The organism is Nocardioides ungokensis (assembly GCF_013466985.1).
Lineage (GTDB): Bacteria > Actinomycetota > Actinomycetes > Propionibacteriales > Nocardioidaceae > Nocardioides > Nocardioides ungokensis.
The window spans coordinates 370919-385978 of sequence record NZ_CP059164.1 but is presented as its reverse complement, the minus strand read 5'-3'; the positions used below and the strand labels follow the sequence as shown (position 1 = coordinate 385978).

The 15060-nt window shown below is 73.3% G+C and carries 17 protein-coding genes, 1 tRNA gene and 1 pseudogene; 9 read left to right on the top strand and 10 right to left on the bottom strand.

Annotated elements, in window-relative coordinates; all coding sequences use genetic code 11:
- Positions 1-110 precede the first annotated feature (110 nt).
- On the top strand, positions 111-500 hold the full coding sequence (locus tag H0S67_RS01935; protein WP_180935222.1) for a hypothetical protein: 390 nt from the start codon (positions 111-113) through the stop codon (positions 498-500).
- 15 nt (positions 501-515) lie between these two features.
- Here the strand turns inward: H0S67_RS01935 and H0S67_RS01930 are convergent, their stop codons facing one another.
- The gene (locus H0S67_RS01930) at positions 516-1280 is read right to left on the bottom strand and encodes a crotonase/enoyl-CoA hydratase family protein (RefSeq protein ID WP_180935221.1); all 765 of its coding nucleotides are present in this window, start codon (positions 1278-1280) and stop codon (positions 516-518) included.
- Positions 1281-1575: 295 nt separating this feature from the next.
- On the opposite strand from H0S67_RS01930, the gene H0S67_RS01925 reads away from it, so the two are divergent.
- The 7 genes and pseudogenes from H0S67_RS01925 (at position 1576) to H0S67_RS24205 (ending at position 8701) form a co-directional block, all read left to right on the top strand.
- Entirely contained in the window at positions 1576-2484 is a 909-nt protein-coding gene (locus H0S67_RS01925) for an ABC transporter ATP-binding protein (RefSeq protein ID WP_180935220.1), read from the top strand.
- Positions 2469-3317 (top strand): ABC transporter permease subunit, encoded by an 849-nt coding sequence (locus tag H0S67_RS01920; protein WP_219635439.1) that lies wholly within the window; start codon positions 2469-2471, stop codon positions 3315-3317. Before H0S67_RS01925 ends, H0S67_RS01920 begins: the two co-directional genes overlap by 16 nt.
- Before the next feature lie 63 nt (positions 3318-3380).
- On the top strand, positions 3381-3587 hold the full coding sequence (locus H0S67_RS01915) for a DUF1918 domain-containing protein (RefSeq protein WP_180935219.1): 207 nt from the start codon (positions 3381-3383) through the stop codon (positions 3585-3587).
- Complete coding sequence (locus H0S67_RS01910; protein WP_180935218.1) at positions 3550-6108, top strand: cation-translocating P-type ATPase; 2559 nt, start codon at positions 3550-3552, stop codon at positions 6106-6108. Before H0S67_RS01915 ends, H0S67_RS01910 begins: the two co-directional genes overlap by 38 nt.
- A 159-nt stretch (positions 6109-6267) precedes the next feature.
- On the top strand, positions 6268-7422 hold the full coding sequence (locus H0S67_RS01905) for an alkaline phosphatase family protein (protein ID WP_180935217.1): 1155 nt from the start codon (positions 6268-6270) through the stop codon (positions 7420-7422).
- A gap of 149 nt (positions 7423-7571) precedes the next feature.
- Positions 7572-7736: pseudogene (locus tag H0S67_RS27750) on the top strand (alkaline phosphatase family protein); the annotation flags it as partial.
- On the top strand, positions 7703-8701 hold the full coding sequence (locus H0S67_RS24205; RefSeq protein ID WP_425489954.1) for an alkaline phosphatase family protein: 999 nt from the start codon (positions 7703-7705) through the stop codon (positions 8699-8701). The pseudogene H0S67_RS27750 and the gene H0S67_RS24205, both read left to right, overlap by 34 nt.
- A 19-nt stretch (positions 8702-8720) precedes the next feature.
- Here H0S67_RS24205 and H0S67_RS01895 read toward each other — a convergent pair whose 3' ends face one another.
- Entirely contained in the window at positions 8721-8990 is a 270-nt protein-coding gene (locus H0S67_RS01895) for a DUF1876 domain-containing protein (protein WP_180935216.1), read from the bottom strand.
- 76 nt (positions 8991-9066) lie between these two features.
- Complete coding sequence (locus H0S67_RS01890) at positions 9067-9864, bottom strand: MBL fold metallo-hydrolase (RefSeq protein WP_180935215.1); 798 nt, start codon at positions 9862-9864, stop codon at positions 9067-9069.
- 102 nt (positions 9865-9966) lie between these two features.
- On the opposite strand from H0S67_RS01890, the gene H0S67_RS01885 reads away from it, so the two are divergent.
- Positions 9967-10173 carry a hypothetical protein gene (locus H0S67_RS01885; protein ID WP_180935214.1) on the top strand — a complete coding sequence of 69 codons (207 nt, stop codon included), beginning with the start codon at positions 9967-9969 and terminating at the stop codon, positions 10171-10173.
- Here the strand turns inward: H0S67_RS01885 and H0S67_RS01880 are convergent.
- The 7 genes from H0S67_RS01880 to H0S67_RS01850 all read right to left on the bottom strand — a co-directional run bounded on the left by H0S67_RS01880 (position 10158) and on the right by H0S67_RS01850 (position 15058).
- The gene (locus tag H0S67_RS01880; RefSeq protein WP_180935213.1) at positions 10158-10313 is read right to left on the bottom strand and encodes a hypothetical protein; all 156 of its coding nucleotides are present in this window, start codon (positions 10311-10313) and stop codon (positions 10158-10160) included. The two genes, H0S67_RS01885 and H0S67_RS01880, sit on opposite strands and share 16 nt — an antisense overlap.
- 223 nt (positions 10314-10536) lie before the next feature.
- Positions 10537-10626 (bottom strand) — tRNA-Ser (locus H0S67_RS01875).
- 141 nt (positions 10627-10767) lie between these two features.
- Positions 10768-11871, bottom strand: a complete 1104-nt coding sequence (locus tag H0S67_RS01870; protein WP_180935212.1) for a PLP-dependent cysteine synthase family protein — start codon at positions 11869-11871, stop codon at positions 10768-10770.
- Between the two features lie 58 nt (positions 11872-11929).
- Positions 11930-12196: a helix-turn-helix domain-containing protein gene (locus tag H0S67_RS01865; RefSeq protein WP_180935211.1), complete on the bottom strand. Its 267-nt coding sequence runs from the start codon at positions 12194-12196 to the stop codon at positions 11930-11932.
- Positions 12197-12204: 8 nt separating this feature from the next.
- Positions 12205-12804 (bottom strand): LutC/YkgG family protein, encoded by a 600-nt coding sequence (locus tag H0S67_RS01860; protein ID WP_180935210.1) that lies wholly within the window; start codon positions 12802-12804, stop codon positions 12205-12207.
- Positions 12801-14294, bottom strand: coding sequence for a lactate utilization protein B (locus H0S67_RS01855; RefSeq protein ID WP_180936684.1), 1494 nt, complete (start codon positions 14292-14294; stop codon positions 12801-12803). The genes H0S67_RS01860 and H0S67_RS01855 overlap by 4 nt, the downstream gene beginning before the upstream one ends.
- Positions 14295-14311: 17 nt before the next feature.
- Entirely contained in the window at positions 14312-15058 is a 747-nt protein-coding gene (locus tag H0S67_RS01850; RefSeq protein ID WP_425489867.1) for a (Fe-S)-binding protein, read from the bottom strand.
- Between the last annotated feature and the right edge of the window lie 2 nt (positions 15059-15060).

The following is a 15060-nucleotide window of genomic DNA, read 5'->3' as shown; positions in this document are numbered from 1 at the left end:
TGAAGTTTGGTCGAAATCGAACAAACCGGACCCTAGGCGTGACCGCGGTCACAGGTCAACGGACCCGGGCGGTCCAGCCCGACGTGACCTGCGACCCGTGTGCTCGTTGGATGATCATGGAGCCTCTCACCCGTCGACCCCGTCTGCGCGGCGTGCGTCATCGCGTCCTGCAGGCGGCCGGGGTGACGCTGGTCGCCGCAGGCGTGGTGGCGGCGCTCCTCCCCGGCGGCTTCGACGTCGCCGACATGAACCTCCCCGGGAGCGGCAGCAGCACCGTCGGCTCCTCGCTCCAGACGCCGACAGATGCCCACCTGGCCGCGTTGATGCAGCGATACCGGTGCAGCACCGACGGCTTCGGGCACTCCCAGATCCCCGGGTCCGCGATCATCCGTCGAGCCGACGGCACCGTCGCGGTGGTCTCGTTCGACCGGGGCTGGCAGATCTTCAAGGCCGACGGCCCGGCCTCGCTGGTGGCCGTCTGTCTGCGACCGCACGACTGAGGCCGCGCGGGGGCCTCAGCCCTCGAAGGAGCCGTGCCGGCCCTCGCCGGCCACGAAGCGGGCGGCGCCGTCCAGCGCGCCGGCGGCGAGCGAGCGCACGCCGTGGTGGTACTCCCCCAGCAGCGCCTCGTCCTCGCCGAGCCCCTCCTGCTCCAGCGCCCCGAGACGGTCCCCGCGCATGCATGCCTGCGGGAACGCCGCCAGGGTCGCGGCCAGCGCCTCGGCCTCGGCCCGGGTCGTGCCGGGCGGCACCACCCGGTTGACCAGCCCGATGCGCTCGGCCTCGGCGGCGTCGACGGCGCGTCCGGTCAGGATCAGGTCCATCGCCCGGCTGGCACCGATCAGCCGGGGCAGGCGCACCGTGCCGCCGTCGATCAGCGGCACCCCCCAGCGGCGGCAGAAGGCCCCGAGGACCGCGTCCTGCGCCGCCACCCGCAGGTCGCACCAGGCCGCCAGCTCGAGGCCGCCGGCGACCGCGTGCCCCTCGATCGCGGCCACCACCGGCTTGGACAGCCGCAGCCGGGTCGGACCCATCGGCCCGTCCCCGTCCTCCTCGACCCGGTTGCCCCGCTCGGTCCCGACCGCCTTCAGGTCGGCGCCCGCACAGAAGGTGCCGCCCTCGCCGTACAGCACGGCGACGGCCTTCTCCGGGTCGGCGTCGAAGGCGCGGAACGCATCGGCGAGCGCTCGGGCCGTCGGCCCGTCCACCGCGTTGCGGGCCTCAGGACGGTGGAGGACCACGGTCGTCACGGGCCCCTGGCGTTCGACGCGGACGGTCATCGCGTCAGCCTAGGAGATCCGCCACGACAGAAGAGGACGAGGAGAGCCTCATCCCGTTTGACACGGGTAATGGAGTCTCGGGCGTCGGTCCGGTCTCCCGGACCTCGGTCCCGCAACCTTGGTCTGGCTCTCCTCGTCGCAACTTCAGTCAAGCCGGATCCGCGACGCCTCCCAAGGGCCCAAGGTCACCAGCAGCACGGGTGTCGAATCGCACCCCCGCCCCGGGACCAATGCCCCTGAGTCCGCCACTCGCAGCGCTCTAGCGTCGCAGGCAGGCGATCGGGAGGAGGCCGCGATGGAGGCCGCCGTCAGGACCAGCGGGCTGCGCAAGGAGTTCCGCGGCACGGTGGCGCTGCAGGGGCTCGACCTCGTCGTCCCTCCCGGCTCGGTCTTCGGCTACCTCGGGCCCAACGGGGCCGGAAAGACCACCACGATCCGGCTGCTGACCGGGCTGCTCCGCCCGACCTCCGGCACCGCCGAGGTGCTCGGGCTGGACGTCGCGAGCCGCCCGGACGAGGTGCAGCGCCGGGTGGGCTACCTGCCCGGCCGCTTCGTCGGCTACCCGGACCTGACCGGTGGGGAGTACCTCCGCTACCTGGCCGCGCTCCGCGGCGGCGTCGAGTGGTCCGAGGTGGACCGGCTGGCCGACAGGTTCGAGCTCGACCTCGCCCGCCGGCTCGGCACTCTCTCCCACGGCAACCAGCAGAAGGTGGGCCTGGTGCAGGCGTTCATGCACCGGCCGGACCTGCTGGTGCTCGACGAGCCGACCACCGGCCTGGACCCGATCATGCAGGCCGAGTTCCTGTCGCTGGTGGGCGAGGCGAGCCGGTCCGGGGCGACGGTCTTCCTCTCCTCGCACATCCTCTCCGAGGTCGAGGCGGTGGCCGACACCGTGGCGATCCTGCGCGAGGGCGAGCTGGTCCGCACCGCGACCATCCCCGAGCTGCGGGCCCAGGTGGTGCGCCGCTGGGACGTGACGTTCGTCCACGAGGTCCCGGCCGACGTGCTCCGCGCCATCCCGCAGGTAGCCGAGGTCCGGGTGCGGGACCGCACCGCGCACCTGGTGCTGGCCGGGTCCGCCGAGGAGCTGCTGCGCACGGTGGCGCCGTACGGCGTGGAGAACGTCGAGACCCACGAGACCGACCTGACCGAGGTGTTCCTCCGCTACTACACCCACGAGGAGGAGCCTTGGCGAGTCGCGTGATGCCGCTCCCCGGCACCGATCCGGGGACCCCGTTCCTCCTGCGCAGCGTCTACCTCAAGAGCCTGCGCGACGTGCGGCACGGCCTGGTCGGGTGGTCGATCGGCATCGCCCTGCTGGTGATCACCGAGTCGCTGATCTGGCCGTCCTTCCGGGACATGCCGGACATCGAGAAGCTCTTCTCGCAGTACCCCGACTACATGCAGCGGCTCTTCGACGTCTCGGCCATGACCAGCGGCATCGGCTTCATCAACTCCGAGCTGTTCACGCTGATGCTGCCGGTGCTGTTCCTGGTCCACGCGATCGGCCGCGGCGCCCGGCTGGTCGCCGGTGAGGAGGAGGACGGCACCCTCGACGTCCTGCTGGTCACGCCGCTCTCCACCACCCGCATCCTGCTCGAGAAGGCGGCGGCGCTGGTGACCGGCGTGTTCGCCCTCGGCCTCGTCCTGTACGTCGTGACGATGACCTGCAGCCTGTCCATCGGCATGGGCATCGGCCCACTCGACGCCCTGAGCGGATGCCTGTCCATGGTCCTGCTGGGCAGCGAGTTCGGCCTGATCGCCCTGGCCGCCGGTGCAGCCACCGGCCGCAAGTCCCTGGCCGTCGCCGTGCCCGCGGCACTGGCGGTGGCGGCGTACGTGCTCTACGTGGCCGGGCTGCTGGTCACCTCCGTCGACCCGTGGCAGCACCTGTCGCCGATGGAGCAGGCGCTGGCGAGCGGGCCGCTGGGCGGCGGTCTGCCGCTGGACTTCCTGTGGCTCGCGCTCGGCTGCGCGGTCGTCACGGTGGCGACCCTGCCCATGCTGGACCGCCGCGACATCGCGGCCCCCGGCTGACCCCCGTCCGATCCAACCAAGCCCCGATCCAACCAAGCCCCGATCCGATCCCGAGGAGACACCATGCAAGCCACCAAGGGTGACCGGCTGGTCATCCGAAGCGCCCACGTCGACGAGGCCGTCCGCGACGGCGAGATCCTGGAGGTGCACGGCGAGAACGGCGCCCCGCCGTACGTCGTCCGCTGGTCCGACACCGGTCACGAGTCGTTGACCTTCCCGGGGCCGGATGCCTATGTCCAGCACTTCGAGCACGACGACGCCGAGTCCTGAGCCACCCGGGGCCGCGCCGGTCGGCCTGACCGCGGCCGAGGCCGCCCGCAGGCTCACCGACACCGGCCCCAACTCGCTGCCCCAACCACCCCGCACCGGCCCGCTCGGCCGCATCGTCGGCCAGCTCCGGGACCCGATGATCCTGCTGCTGCTGGCGGCGGGGGTGGTGACGGTCGTGATCGGCGACGCTGGCGACGCCGCCGTGATCGCGCTGGTCGTGGTCGTGAACACCGCGGTCGGGGTGACCCAGGACCTGCGCGCCGACCAGGCGATCGCCGAGCTCGACCAGCTCACAGCGCCCGTCGCCGAGGTGGTGCGCGACGGCCGACGGGTCGAGGTGCCCGCGGCCGAGGTGGTGCCGGGGGACGTGGTGCGCCTCGACGCCGGCGGCATCGTGCCCGCGGACCTGAGGCTGGTCGAAGCGGTCACCTTCAGCGTCGACGAGTCGGCGATGACCGGGGAGTCCCAGCCGGTCGACCGCCGCGCCGGCGAGGAGGTGCTCTCCGGCACGGTCGCGACCCGGGGCCGGGCCGTCGGCGAGGTGCTGCGGACCGGCGCGGACAGCGGCCTCGGCAGGATCGCCGGTCTGATCGGGTCGGCCCGGGTGCGGGAGACACCCCTGCAGCGTCGGCTCCGCCGGCTCTCCCGCGACCTGGTCGTCGCGGTCCTCGCGATCGGGGTGGTCGTGGTCGTGCTCGGCCTGGTCCGCGGCGAGCCGCTGGTGCAGACCTCGATCCTGGCCGTCAGCCTCGCCGTGGCCGCGGTGCCCGAGTCCCTGCCCGCCGTCGTCACCATCTCGCTGGCCCTCGGCGCGCACCGGATGGCGCAGCGGCACGCCCTGGTGCGGCACCTGCCGGCGGTCGAGACCCTCGGCTCGGTGACCGTCATCGCCTCGGACAAGACCGGCACCCTGACCGAGGGACGGATGGTCGCCGGGGCGGTGTGGGTGGCACCCGGGCACCGCTACGACGTGACGGGCACCGGCTACGCGCCGCACGGGGAGGTGGTGGCCGACGGGGGCGCCGCGCCCGTGCCGGGGCTGGAGCGCCTGCTCCGCGACGCCGTGCTGTGCAACGACGCCCGGCTCGTCGAGCCGGCGGCGGACGGGGAGCCGTGGGGGGCGGCGGGCGACACCCTGGAGGCCGCCCTGCTCGCGCTCGCGGCGAAGGGCGGCGTCCCCGTCGAGCAGGCCGGACGGGCGTGGCCCCGCGAGGACGAGGTGCCGTTCGACGCCGAGCGCGGGTGGATGACGACCACGCACCGTGCGTCTGACGGCGACCGGCGGCTGCTGGTCTGCAAGGGCGCGCCCGAGGCGGTGCTCGACCTGGTGGCGCCGCCCGGGGAGGTGCGCGCGGCCGTGGAGGCCGAGACCACCCGGCTGGCCGGCCTGGGCTTCCGGGTGATCGCCGTGGCCGACGCCGCGTCCCACGACGGCACCTCGCCCGCGGAGTGTCCGCTGGACCTGGTGGGCCTCGTCGGCATCGCCGACCCGCCCCGCGAAGTCTCGCGCGAGGTGGTCGCCGACTGCCACGACGCCGGCATCGCGGTCGTGCTCGTCACCGGCGACCACCCGCTCACCGCCGACGCCGTCGCGGGCCGGCTCGGGATCACCGGGCCCGGCTCCACGACGGTCACCGGGCCGGAGGTGGCATCCGGGATCGACCCCGAGGCCCTCGGGGACACGCGCGTCTTCGCCCGCATCCGTCCCGAGCAGAAGGTGCAGATCGTGCACGCCCTCCAGGAGCGCGGCGAGGTCGTCGCGATGACCGGGGACGGCGTCAACGACGCGCCCGCCCTGCGCACCGCCGACATCGGCGTCGCGATGGGGAGGGGCGGCACCGAGGTCGCCCGCCAGGCCGCGGACCTCGTCCTCGCCGACGACGACCTGCGAACCGTGGTCGCGGCCGTCGAGGAGGGACGCCGGATCTACGGCAACATCCGCAACTTCCTGCGCTACGCCGTCTCCGGCGGCCTCGCCGAGGTGGTCGTCGTCGTGCTCGGCCCGCTCGTGGGGCTGGCGCTGCCGCTGCTCCCCGGCCAGATCCTCTGGATCAACATGCTCACCCACGGTCTCCCCGGCGTCGCGTTCGGCGCCGAGCCGGCCCGCGCCTCGGCGATGCGGAACCCGCCCCGCGCGCCCGACGAGTCCGTGCTGGGCGCCGGGCTGGCGCGCCAGATCGCCTGGATCGGCGCGCTGATCGGCGCACTCACGCTGGTGGCCGGCCTGGCCGCGCACCAGGCCGGCTGGCACGTGCAGACGACGGTCTTCCTCGCCCTCGGCTCGGCGCAGCTGGCGGTGGCGATGGCCCTGCGGGCCCCCGGACGACGCGGGGAGCGGCGGCCCCTGGACCTCGCGGTGGCGGGAGCGGCAGCGCTCCAGCTCGGCGGTGTCTACCTGCCGCCGCTCCAGGGACTGCTCGGGACCACCGCGCTGCCGGCCGCGGCCGCGGCGACGGCGATCGGCCTGGCGCTGGTGCCCGGGGTCGCGGTCTGGCTGCGGCTGAGCCCGTCGCGCCGCTGACCGCCACCCGACCCGTGGCTCGGTCACGCGCCCAGGCGTGGCGTCACCCACCGTTCACGTCGTCGTTGTTACTTCGTCGACCCGGGCGGGAATGTTCCCGGCGAGGGAAGTCGGGGAACCCGGTCCGAGCACGCCGAACCCATGAGGAGCACCTGCCCGATGCACGTCTGGAGTCTCACCACCCACGCCGTACGACGGGCGGTCGCCCCGCTCGCGGTCGCCACGCTCGCCGCCGCCGCACTGACCGCCGGGCTGGTCGCCCACCAGGCCGGCCCCGCCGACGCCGCGGCGGCCACCAGGAAGCAGATCGCGGCCGCGCCGGCCATCCGCCACGTCTTCGTCGTCAACCTGGAGAACAAGGGCTACGACCAGACCTTCGGGCCGGACTCACCCGCGCCGTACCTCTCGAAGACGCTGCGGGCGCAGGGCCAGCTGCTCACGCAGTACTACGGCACCGCCCACAACAGCCTGCCCAACTACATCGCGCAGATCAGCGGGCAGGGCCCGAACGCGCAGACCCAGGGCGACTGCCAGACCTACAGCGACTTCGTGCAGACGGGCACGGTCGCGCCCGGCCAGGCGGTCGGCAACGGCTGTGTCTACCCCTCCGGGGTCAAGACCGTGGCCGACCAGCTCGAGGCCAAGGGCCTGACCTGGAAGGGCTACATGGAGGACATGGGCTCGCCGTGCCGGCACCCGCAGCTCAACTCCGCGGACGACACCCAGAAGGCGAAGGTCGGCGACCAGTACGCCGCGCGCCACAACCCGTTCGTCTACTTCCACAGCATCATCGACAGCCCGACCTGCGCCCAGCACGACGTGGACCTCTCGCAGCTCACCGGCGACCTCGGCTCGGTCTCGACGACCCCGAACCTGAGCTACATCACGCCCAACCTGTGCGACGACGGCCACGACAGCCCCTGCGTCGACGGGCGACCCGGCGGGCTGGCCAGCGCCGACCAGTGGCTGAAGACCTGGATCCCGAAGATCCTCGCCTCCCCGGCGTACCAGCAGGACGGCCTGCTCGTCGTCACCTTCGACGAGGCCGACACCAATGACCCGAGTGGTGCCGACGCGTGCTGCGGTGAGGGCCCCGGGCCGAACGCCCCGCTCCCGGGCATCTACGGCCCCGGCGGCGGTCGCACCGGCGCGGTCGTGGTCTCGCCGTACGTCACCCCCGGCACCTGGAACGACACCGGCTACAACCACTACTCGCTGCTGCGCACGATCGAGGACACCTTCGGGCTGTCCCCGCTCGGCTACGCCAAGGACGCCCGCGGCTTCGGCACCGAGGTCTACGGGGCCGGCAAGTGACCCCGGCCAGCGGCCCGAGCCGCCGCCAGGTCCTGACCGGGGCAGCCGGCCTCGCCGGCGCCGTCGCGCTCGGGAGCGTCGAGACCGCGGACGCCGCGTCGACCCTGCCGTCGCCCTCGAAGTCGGGGATCGACCACATCATCGTGCTGATGATGGAGAACCGCTCCTTCGACCACTACCTCGGCTGGCTGCCCGGCGCCGACGGCAAGCAGGCCGGGCTGACCTACGTCGACCGAGACGGGGTCGCCCGCTCCACCCAGCACCTGACCGACTACCAGGGCTGCGCGCACCCCGATCCCGACCACTCCTTCGAGGGCGGGCGGGTGCAGCTCAACGGCGGCCGCTGCGACGGCTGGCTGCGCTCGGGGAGAACGACGAGTTCTCGATCGGCTACTACAAGCAGGGTGACCTGGGCTTCTACGGCCAGGCGGCGCCGTACTGGACCGTCTTCGACCGCTACTTCTCCGCAACCCTGGCCGAGACGTACCCCAACCGCTTCTACCAGCACAGCGCGCAGACCGACCGGATCCACAACTCGACCGACATCGCCACCATGCCGACGATCTGGGACCGGCTGGCCGACCGCGGCGTCTCGCACTCCTACTACTACGTCGACACTCCTTTCCTCGCCCTGTGGGGACCGAAGTACCTCGACATCGCGCGCACCTGGCCGCAGTTCCTCGCCGACTGCGCGACCGGGAGCCTCCCCGCGGTGTCCTTCCTCGACCCGAAGTTCCAGGACGAGGGCACCGGCACCTCGGCCGACGACCACCCGCACGCCGACATCCGTGCGGGGCAGTCGTTCCTCAACCAGGTCTACGAGGCGGTGACCGGCGGCCCCGCGTGGGGACGGACCGCGCTGGTGATCAACTACGACGAGTGGGGCGGGTTCTTCGACCACGTGCCGCCCGCCGTCGCGCCCGACGCCACTCCGGAGCGGGGCACCGGCCAGCGGGGGTTCCGCACCCCCGCGATGATGATCTCGCCGCGGGCGAAGCGCCACCACGTCGCGCACCACGTCTACGACCACACCTCGGTCCTGAAGATGATCGAGTGGCGGTGGAGGCTCGACCCGCTCACCAAGCGCGACGCCGCGGCGCGCAACATCGCCGAGGTGCTCGACTTCTCGCGGGCGCCGAACCTGCACGCACCACGCTGGTCCGTGCCCGCGGCCGTCAGCGCCCCGTGCGGGCCCGGCGGGACGGCCGACTACACCGACTGGCGCAACCTCGGTGCCCTGGCGCAGGAGCACGGGTGGCGGGTGGGTGGCACGGTCTGATCAACCGGGCCGACCTCGGTCACCGGTAGAGGTGCACGTGCTCCTTGGTGATCGCGCCGATGTCGTCGGCGGCGGCGTCCAGCAGCTGGTGGGCGAGGTCCGAGAGGGCGCGGGCCGTGGCGAGCTCGTCGCCGATCTCGGGCACGTCGGAGTCGGTGGGGTTCCGCCGGGCGGTCCCCTCGCCGGTCAGCTGCCGGGCCGACTTCTCCGAGTGCAGCCGCGCCTCGGCGTGGGTCCTGCCGTCCTTCTCGCCGATGAAGATCTCCACCGTCCAGGTCCTGGTGTGCATGGCTCCTCCTGCCCCGAATCGTGTCCCGTGTCCCCTCATCGAGCCACCCGCACGGGTGGCGCGTCAGGGGCCAAGGTCACCTGCGGGGTCCCGCGGGTCCCGCGGCCAGGTCCACCCGCTCCCCGTGGGCCGGCAGCACCGCGACCGTGCCGTCCCCCAACGCCTCCGCGAAGCGTCGTCCCGGCGTGACGAAGAGGTGCTGGTGCGTGCGCGGCGCGACCCGCCGCAGGCCGGTGCCCCAGAAGGTGCCCCAGTGCACGGGCAGAGCCCAGGTGGCACCGACCGTCTCCACCGCCTCCGCGGCCTGCACCGGGTCGAGGTGGTCGAGACCGAGCGTCGGCCCCCAGCCGCCGATCGGCGGCAGCGCCAGGTCGACGCGGCCGACGTCGCTCAGCTCGACGCCCGGACCGGTGTCGCCGGGATGCCAGAACGACCGCCCACCGCCCTCGACCCGGAACCCCACGGCGGTCCCCCGCCTGCCGGGCAGGGGCAGCCGGCGACCGTCGTGGTCGGCGGGCAGCACCTCCACCTCCAGCGTCCCCGCGTCACCCTCGAGGCGCACGGTCGAACCAGGCACGGCCACCACCACGCGGCGGAAGCCGAGCCTCCCGACCAGCTCCGCGGCCCCCGGGGCAGCGACGACCGTGGCGGTGCGCGGGAACAGCTTCAGCGACGGCACGTGGCAGTGGTCGGCGTGCGCGTGCGAGACGAGCACGACGTCGGCGTCCGCCGCCTCCGGTCCCGGCGACTCGGCGTACCTGCGCAGGTGGAGCAGCCGGCTCGTCAGCAGCGGGTCGAGCGCCACCCGCACGCCAGCCAGCTCGACGGTGGCCGACGAGTGACCCCACCAGGTGACGGCAAGCGGTTCGCCCATGTCTCCACGGTAGGGAACGGCCTCGTCGCCCGCCGAGTGCCGGAGGTCACCGGGTCATCGGCGTCCCTTCAGGATGCTCGACCCCGGACCGATACCCACGGCATGTGGACCCTCCTCGGCATCCTGCGCCACATCTTCTCCCGCGTTGCCGTGCTGGCCTGGTGGCTCGGCCCGGAGAACGGACCCGCCGTCGGCAGGCGTAGCAAGCGAGCCTGGCGCGGGTTGGTCGCCATCGGTCGCTTCGAGTGGCGGGCGGCGGTCATGCTCATCGTCGCGTTCTTCGCCTGGCTGGTCTATGCCGCCCACTGAGGCTGGACCACCACGTCCGCGGGCGATGCACGCACGGCCCACTGCTGGCGGACCAGCACCTGGGTCTTGAGGGCCAGCACGACCAGGCCGGCCAACAGGACCGCCGCGGCCGTCAGGGCGAGGATGCGTCGTGCGGTCACGTGGGGTGCTCCAGGCTCGGGCTGCATCGCCACCCGGTGGTGGCGATTCTCCTCCCAGAGACGCACGAGGGTGCCGATCGGTTGCCTTCGGCGGCGCGAACACGTTCCTCGGCAGCGTCGACGACGGCCTCTGTGCTCACTTCAGCTGAGTCACGAGCGGCGGTGGATGCGCCCCGGGCAATGACGAAGGGCCGGACCCCGGCGTGGGATCCGGCCCTTCGGCTGGCGGTGGCGGAGGGATTTGAACCCTCGGTGGGCTTGCACCCACAAACGCTTTCGAGGCGTTCTCCTTAGGCCGCTCGGACACGCCACCGCCGGAGAGAGTACCGGAGGGCCGGGGTGGCGGTGAAATCGGCTGCCCCGTGCTTGTAACGCGGTGTCCACGCATCTGGTGCGCCGTCGCAGCACCGCACCAGATGCGTGGACACCGCGTTACATGGAGACGGACCGACCCTCACGCGAGCTCGAGCAGGTGCTCCAGGCTCGCGAGGTGAGGGGCGATGTGCCAGCCCTGGGCGGCCACCCAGTCGTCGTCCCAGTACGTCGAGGAGTAGCGGTCGCCGCCGTCGCAGATCAGGGTGACCACGCTGCCGGTCTCGCCGGCGTCCCGCATCCGGACCGCGAGCTCGAGGGCGCCGACCAGGTTGGTGCCGGTGGAGGCGCCGACGCGCCGGCCGATGACCCGCTCGACCGTCCGCATCGCGGCGACCGAGGCGGCGTCCTCGACCCGGATCATCTCGTCGATCACGCCCGGGACGAACGACGGCTCCACCCGCGGGCGGCCGATCCCCTCGATACGCGAGCCGGGCGCGGTCGCCTCACAGCTGCGGGTCCGCCAGGCCTCGAGGAACGCCGAGCCCTCGGGGTCGACCACGGCCAGACGGGTGCTGGTCCGGCGGTAGCGGCAGTACCGCCCGATGGTCGCGCTGGTGCCACCCGTCCCGGCCCCGACCACGATCCAGGTGGGCTCCGGGTGCCGCTCCATGGCCATCTGCTCGAAGATCGAGCAGGCGATGTTGTTGTTGCCGCGCCAGTCGGTCACCACCGAGGCCCGGCCGAACTGGTCGAGGTAGTGGTAGCCCGGCTGCGCGCCCAGCCGCTCCGCCTCGGCGTACATCAGCTCGGCGCGCTCCACCAGGTCGCAGCGGCCGCCGGCGCGCTCGATCAGGTCCAGCTTGGCCTTCGTGGTGCCACGCGGCACCACAGCCACGAACTCCAGGCCCAGCATCGCCGCGAAGTAGGCCTCCGAGATTGCGGTCGAGCCGCTGGTGGCGTCGACGAGCACAGTGCCCTCGCTGATGTCGCCGTTGGCCAGCCCGTAGAGGACCAGCGACCGCGCGAGCCGGTGCTTCAGCGAGCCGGTGGGGTGCACCGACTCGTCCTTCAGGTACAGGTCCACGCCCCACGAGCGCGGCAGCGGGAAGACGTGCAGGTGCGTGTCCGCGCTGCGGTTGGCGTCTGCCTCCAGACGGCGGATCGCTTCGGTGACCCACGCTCGCTCCGGGTCGGCGGCGCGCGACGGGGCTGCGGGGGTGGTTGCGTCAGGCTCGACCGGCATGTCACGGAGCCTGCCAGAGAACGCCGGATCCGGCGCCCCCGGATCGCGACGGCAGGGCTCAGATCCACCGTCCGCGCACCGCGTGCACGACCGCCTCGATGGTCGAGTCGACGCCGATGTCGTCGGCGATCGAGCGCAGGCGTCGCCGCACGGTCCGGTCCGAGACGCCGAGGCGGCGCCCGATGCTCTCGACCGTGTGGCCCTCGGCGAGCAGGGCCAGGATCTCGAGGTCGGCGGGGTGCGGCGACCACGGCGCGCTCCCCGCGCCCGGTCCGGTCCGTCCGGTCCGTCCGGCCGGTCCCGAGGTCCTGCGCGGCTGGTCCATCGAAGGTCTCAGTCGACCACGATCACGTGGAGGGTGCGCGGGCCGTGGACGCCCTCGACACGGTCGAGCTCGATGTCGCTGGTGGCGCTCGGGCCGCTGATCCAGGTCAGCGGGTGGGTCGGGTCGAGCAGGTCCACCGCGTCCGGCACGTCGGCGACGACCTGGTCGGCGCGGACGATGCAGACGTGCAGGTCGGGCACCAGGGAGATCGCCCGGCGGCCCTGCCCGGGCCCGTGGTCGAGCACGATGGTGCCGGTCTCGGCGATCCCGACGCGTGCCTCGGTCACCACCGCGTCGATCCGGTCCAGGTCGCGGGCGGACAGACCGTCGTCGACGACGGCGCCTGGCACGTCGACACCGAGACCGACCGGCACCACGACCCCGGCACCCGCGGGCAGCGCGGCCGCCACCGCGGCGGGAAGGTCGGCCTCGGCACAGCGCTCGACGACGGCGCGGTAGTCGGCCACCCGCTCGGCGAACAGCCCGACCAGGTCGGCCGCGGGGTCCGGCGTGCGGCGCGGGGCCGGCGGGACCTCGGTGGGCGCAGACCGGTCCACGTCGGCCAGCGCCGAGCGCACCCGGGCCAGGATCTCGTCGCGGGCGCTCATCGCTCGTCCTTCCGTCCGCCGTCGGTTCCCCCGTGGGTGCCCCCCTGTGTGCGCAGCCACCACGCGCGGAACGACTCCCGCGGCGGCGCCGGCAGGTCGCGGGCACCGGTCCAGGCGGCACCGGGTCCGGGCAGTCGTCCGGCGGCCGGGCGGCCGCCGGGCAGCGTCGTAAGCCCCAGGCGACCGAGCACCCGCCCGGCCAGTCCCGAGGCCTTCTCGACCAGCGCCAGCCGCCGGCTGTCGCTGAAGGCGTACGCCGCCCCCTTCATGGCCACGGCCTCGGCCTTGGGCACCCGGTCGCCGCGGTGGGAGTCGACCACCTTCGACCGGAGGTGCACGAGCACCTCGGGGATGTCGATGCGCACCGGGCAGACCTCGAAGCAGGCGCCGCACAGCGAGGAGGCGTAGGGCAGCGAGTCGACCTGCGGGTCCTCACCGGTGCCGCGCAGCAGTGGGTTGAGGATCGCGCCGATCGGTCCGGGGTAGACCGAGCCGTAGGCGTGGCCGCCGACCCTCTCGTAGACCGGGCAGACGTTGAGGCAGGCCGAGCAGCGGATGCAGCGCAGCGCCTGGCGGCCGACCTGGTCGGCCAGCGCCCGGGTCCGGCCGTTGTCGAGGAGCACGACGTGCACCTCCTGCGGGCCGTCACCGGGGGTGACCCCGGACCAGGTGGAGGTGTAGGGGTTCATCCGCTCGCCGGTCGAGGAGCGCGGCAGCAGCCGCAGGAACGCGTCGAGGTCGGCCCAGGTCGGCACGACCTTCTCGATGCCCACCACCGACACCAGGACCTCGGGCAGCGTCAGGCACATCCGGCCGTTGCCCTCGGACTCGACGACCACGAGCGTGCCGGTCTCGGCCACCGCGAAGTTCGCGCCGGAGACGGCCACCCTGGCGCGCAGGAACTTCTCGCGCAGGTGCAGCCGGGCGGCACCCGCGAGCATCGCCGGGTCGTCGGTCAGGTCGTCGGGGGCGGCGCGGCCGGCGGCCGCCATCTTGTCGCGGAAGATCTCGCGGATCTCCGCACGGTTGCGGTGGATGGCGGGCACGAGGATGTGGGAGGGCAGGTCCTCGCCGAGCTGCACGATCAGCTCCGCGAGGTCGGTCTCCCAGGCGGCGATGCCGTGCTCGGCGAGCGCCTCGTTGAGGCCGATCTCCTGGGTGGCCATCGACTTGACCTTGACGACCTCGTCGGCGTCGTGGGCCCGGGCGACCTCGGCGACGATCGCGCAGGCTTCCGCCGCGTCCCGCGCCCAGTGCACGGTGGCTCCCCGCGCGGTCAATGCCGCCTCGAGGTCGACCAGGTGCCGGTCGAGGTCGCGCAGCGCGGACTCCTTGATCGCGGCACCGGTCAGCCGCAGGTCCTCCCAGTCCTCGATCTCGGCGACGACGCGGGCGCGCTTGTCGCGGATCGTGCGGGTGGCGTGGGCGAGGTTGTGGCGCAGCTGCGTGTCGGCGAGGGCCTCGCGCGCCGCCACCGGGAAGGCCGGCATGCCGACGAACGTGCCGCTCACTTCTGCTCCTCGGTGGCCGCCAGGATCTCGGCGAGGTGCATGACCCGCACCCCGGCTCGCTGCCGGGAGAGCACGCCGCCGATGTGCATCAGGCACGAGTTGTCGCCGGCGACCAGCACCTCGGCTCCCGTCTCCCGCACGTGGCGGGCCTTGTCGGCGCCCATGGCGACCGAGGTGTCGGCGTTCTTGACCGCGAAGGTGCCCCCGAAGCCGCAGCACTCCTCGGCCGCCGGGAGGTCGGTGAGCCCAATCCCCCGCACCGCCTCGAGCAGCCGGCGCGGACGGTCTCCCACGCCGAGCATCCGCAGGGAGTGACAGGTCGGGTGGTAGGTGACCCGGTGCGGGAAGTAGGCGCCGACGTCGGTCACCCCAAGCACGTCGACGAGGAACTCGCTGAGCTCGTAGACCTTCGGTGCGGTCTCGGCCACGGCGGCCTCGAGGCCTCGGTCCCCCGACCGGCGGGCCACGATCGAGTGCTGGTGCCGGGCCGACCCGGCGCACGACCCGGACGGGGTCACGATCGCGTCGTACCCCGCGAAGGCGTCGACGAAGGTGCGCACCACCGGGACCGCCTCGTCGAGGTAGCCGGTGTTGACCATCGGCTGGGCGCAGCACGTCTGCGCCTGGGGGAACTCCACGTCGACCCCCAGCCGGCGCAACAGCGTGACGACGGCCTTGCCGGTGTCGGGGAACATCGCGTCGTTGACGCAGGTGACCATGAGCGCGACACGCATGCGGCCCATCA

What these genes read in the sequence shown, in the direction of transcription:
- H0S67_RS01935 (WP_180935222.1), top strand. Translation starts at nt 111, where the DNA reads ATGATCATGGAGCCTCTCACCCGTCGACCCCGTCTGCGCGGCGTGCGT.
- H0S67_RS01930 (WP_180935221.1), bottom strand. Translation starts at nt 1,280, where the DNA reads ATGACCGTCCGCGTCGAACGCCAGGGGCCCGTGACGACCGTGGTCCTC.
- H0S67_RS01925 (WP_180935220.1), top strand. Translation starts at nt 1,576, where the DNA reads ATGGAGGCCGCCGTCAGGACCAGCGGGCTGCGCAAGGAGTTCCGCGGC.
- H0S67_RS01915 (WP_180935219.1), top strand. Translation starts at nt 3,381, where the DNA reads ATGCAAGCCACCAAGGGTGACCGGCTGGTCATCCGAAGCGCCCACGTC.
- H0S67_RS01910 (WP_180935218.1), top strand. Translation starts at nt 3,550, where the DNA reads ATGTCCAGCACTTCGAGCACGACGACGCCGAGTCCTGAGCCACCCGGG.
- H0S67_RS01905 (WP_180935217.1), top strand. Translation starts at nt 6,268, where the DNA reads ATGCACGTCTGGAGTCTCACCACCCACGCCGTACGACGGGCGGTCGCC.
- H0S67_RS01895 (WP_180935216.1), bottom strand. Translation starts at nt 8,990, where the DNA reads ATGCACACCAGGACCTGGACGGTGGAGATCTTCATCGGCGAGAAGGAC.
- H0S67_RS01890 (WP_180935215.1), bottom strand. Translation starts at nt 9,864, where the DNA reads ATGGGCGAACCGCTTGCCGTCACCTGGTGGGGTCACTCGTCGGCCACC.
- H0S67_RS01885 (WP_180935214.1), top strand. Translation starts at nt 9,967, where the DNA reads ATGTGGACCCTCCTCGGCATCCTGCGCCACATCTTCTCCCGCGTTGCC.
- H0S67_RS01870 (WP_180935212.1), bottom strand. Translation starts at nt 11,871, where the DNA reads ATGCCGGTCGAGCCTGACGCAACCACCCCCGCAGCCCCGTCGCGCGCC.
- H0S67_RS01865 (WP_180935211.1), bottom strand. Translation starts at nt 12,196, where the DNA reads ATGGACCAGCCGCGCAGGACCTCGGGACCGGCCGGACGGACCGGACGG.
- H0S67_RS01860 (WP_180935210.1), bottom strand. Translation starts at nt 12,804, where the DNA reads ATGAGCGCCCGCGACGAGATCCTGGCCCGGGTGCGCTCGGCGCTGGCC.
- H0S67_RS01855 (WP_180936684.1), bottom strand. Translation starts at nt 14,294, where the DNA reads ATGCCGGCCTTCCCGGTGGCGGCGCGCGAGGCCCTCGCCGACACGCAG.
- H0S67_RS01850 (WP_425489867.1), bottom strand. Translation starts at nt 15,058, where the DNA reads ATGGGCCGCATGCGTGTCGCGCTCATGGTCACCTGCGTCAACGACGCG.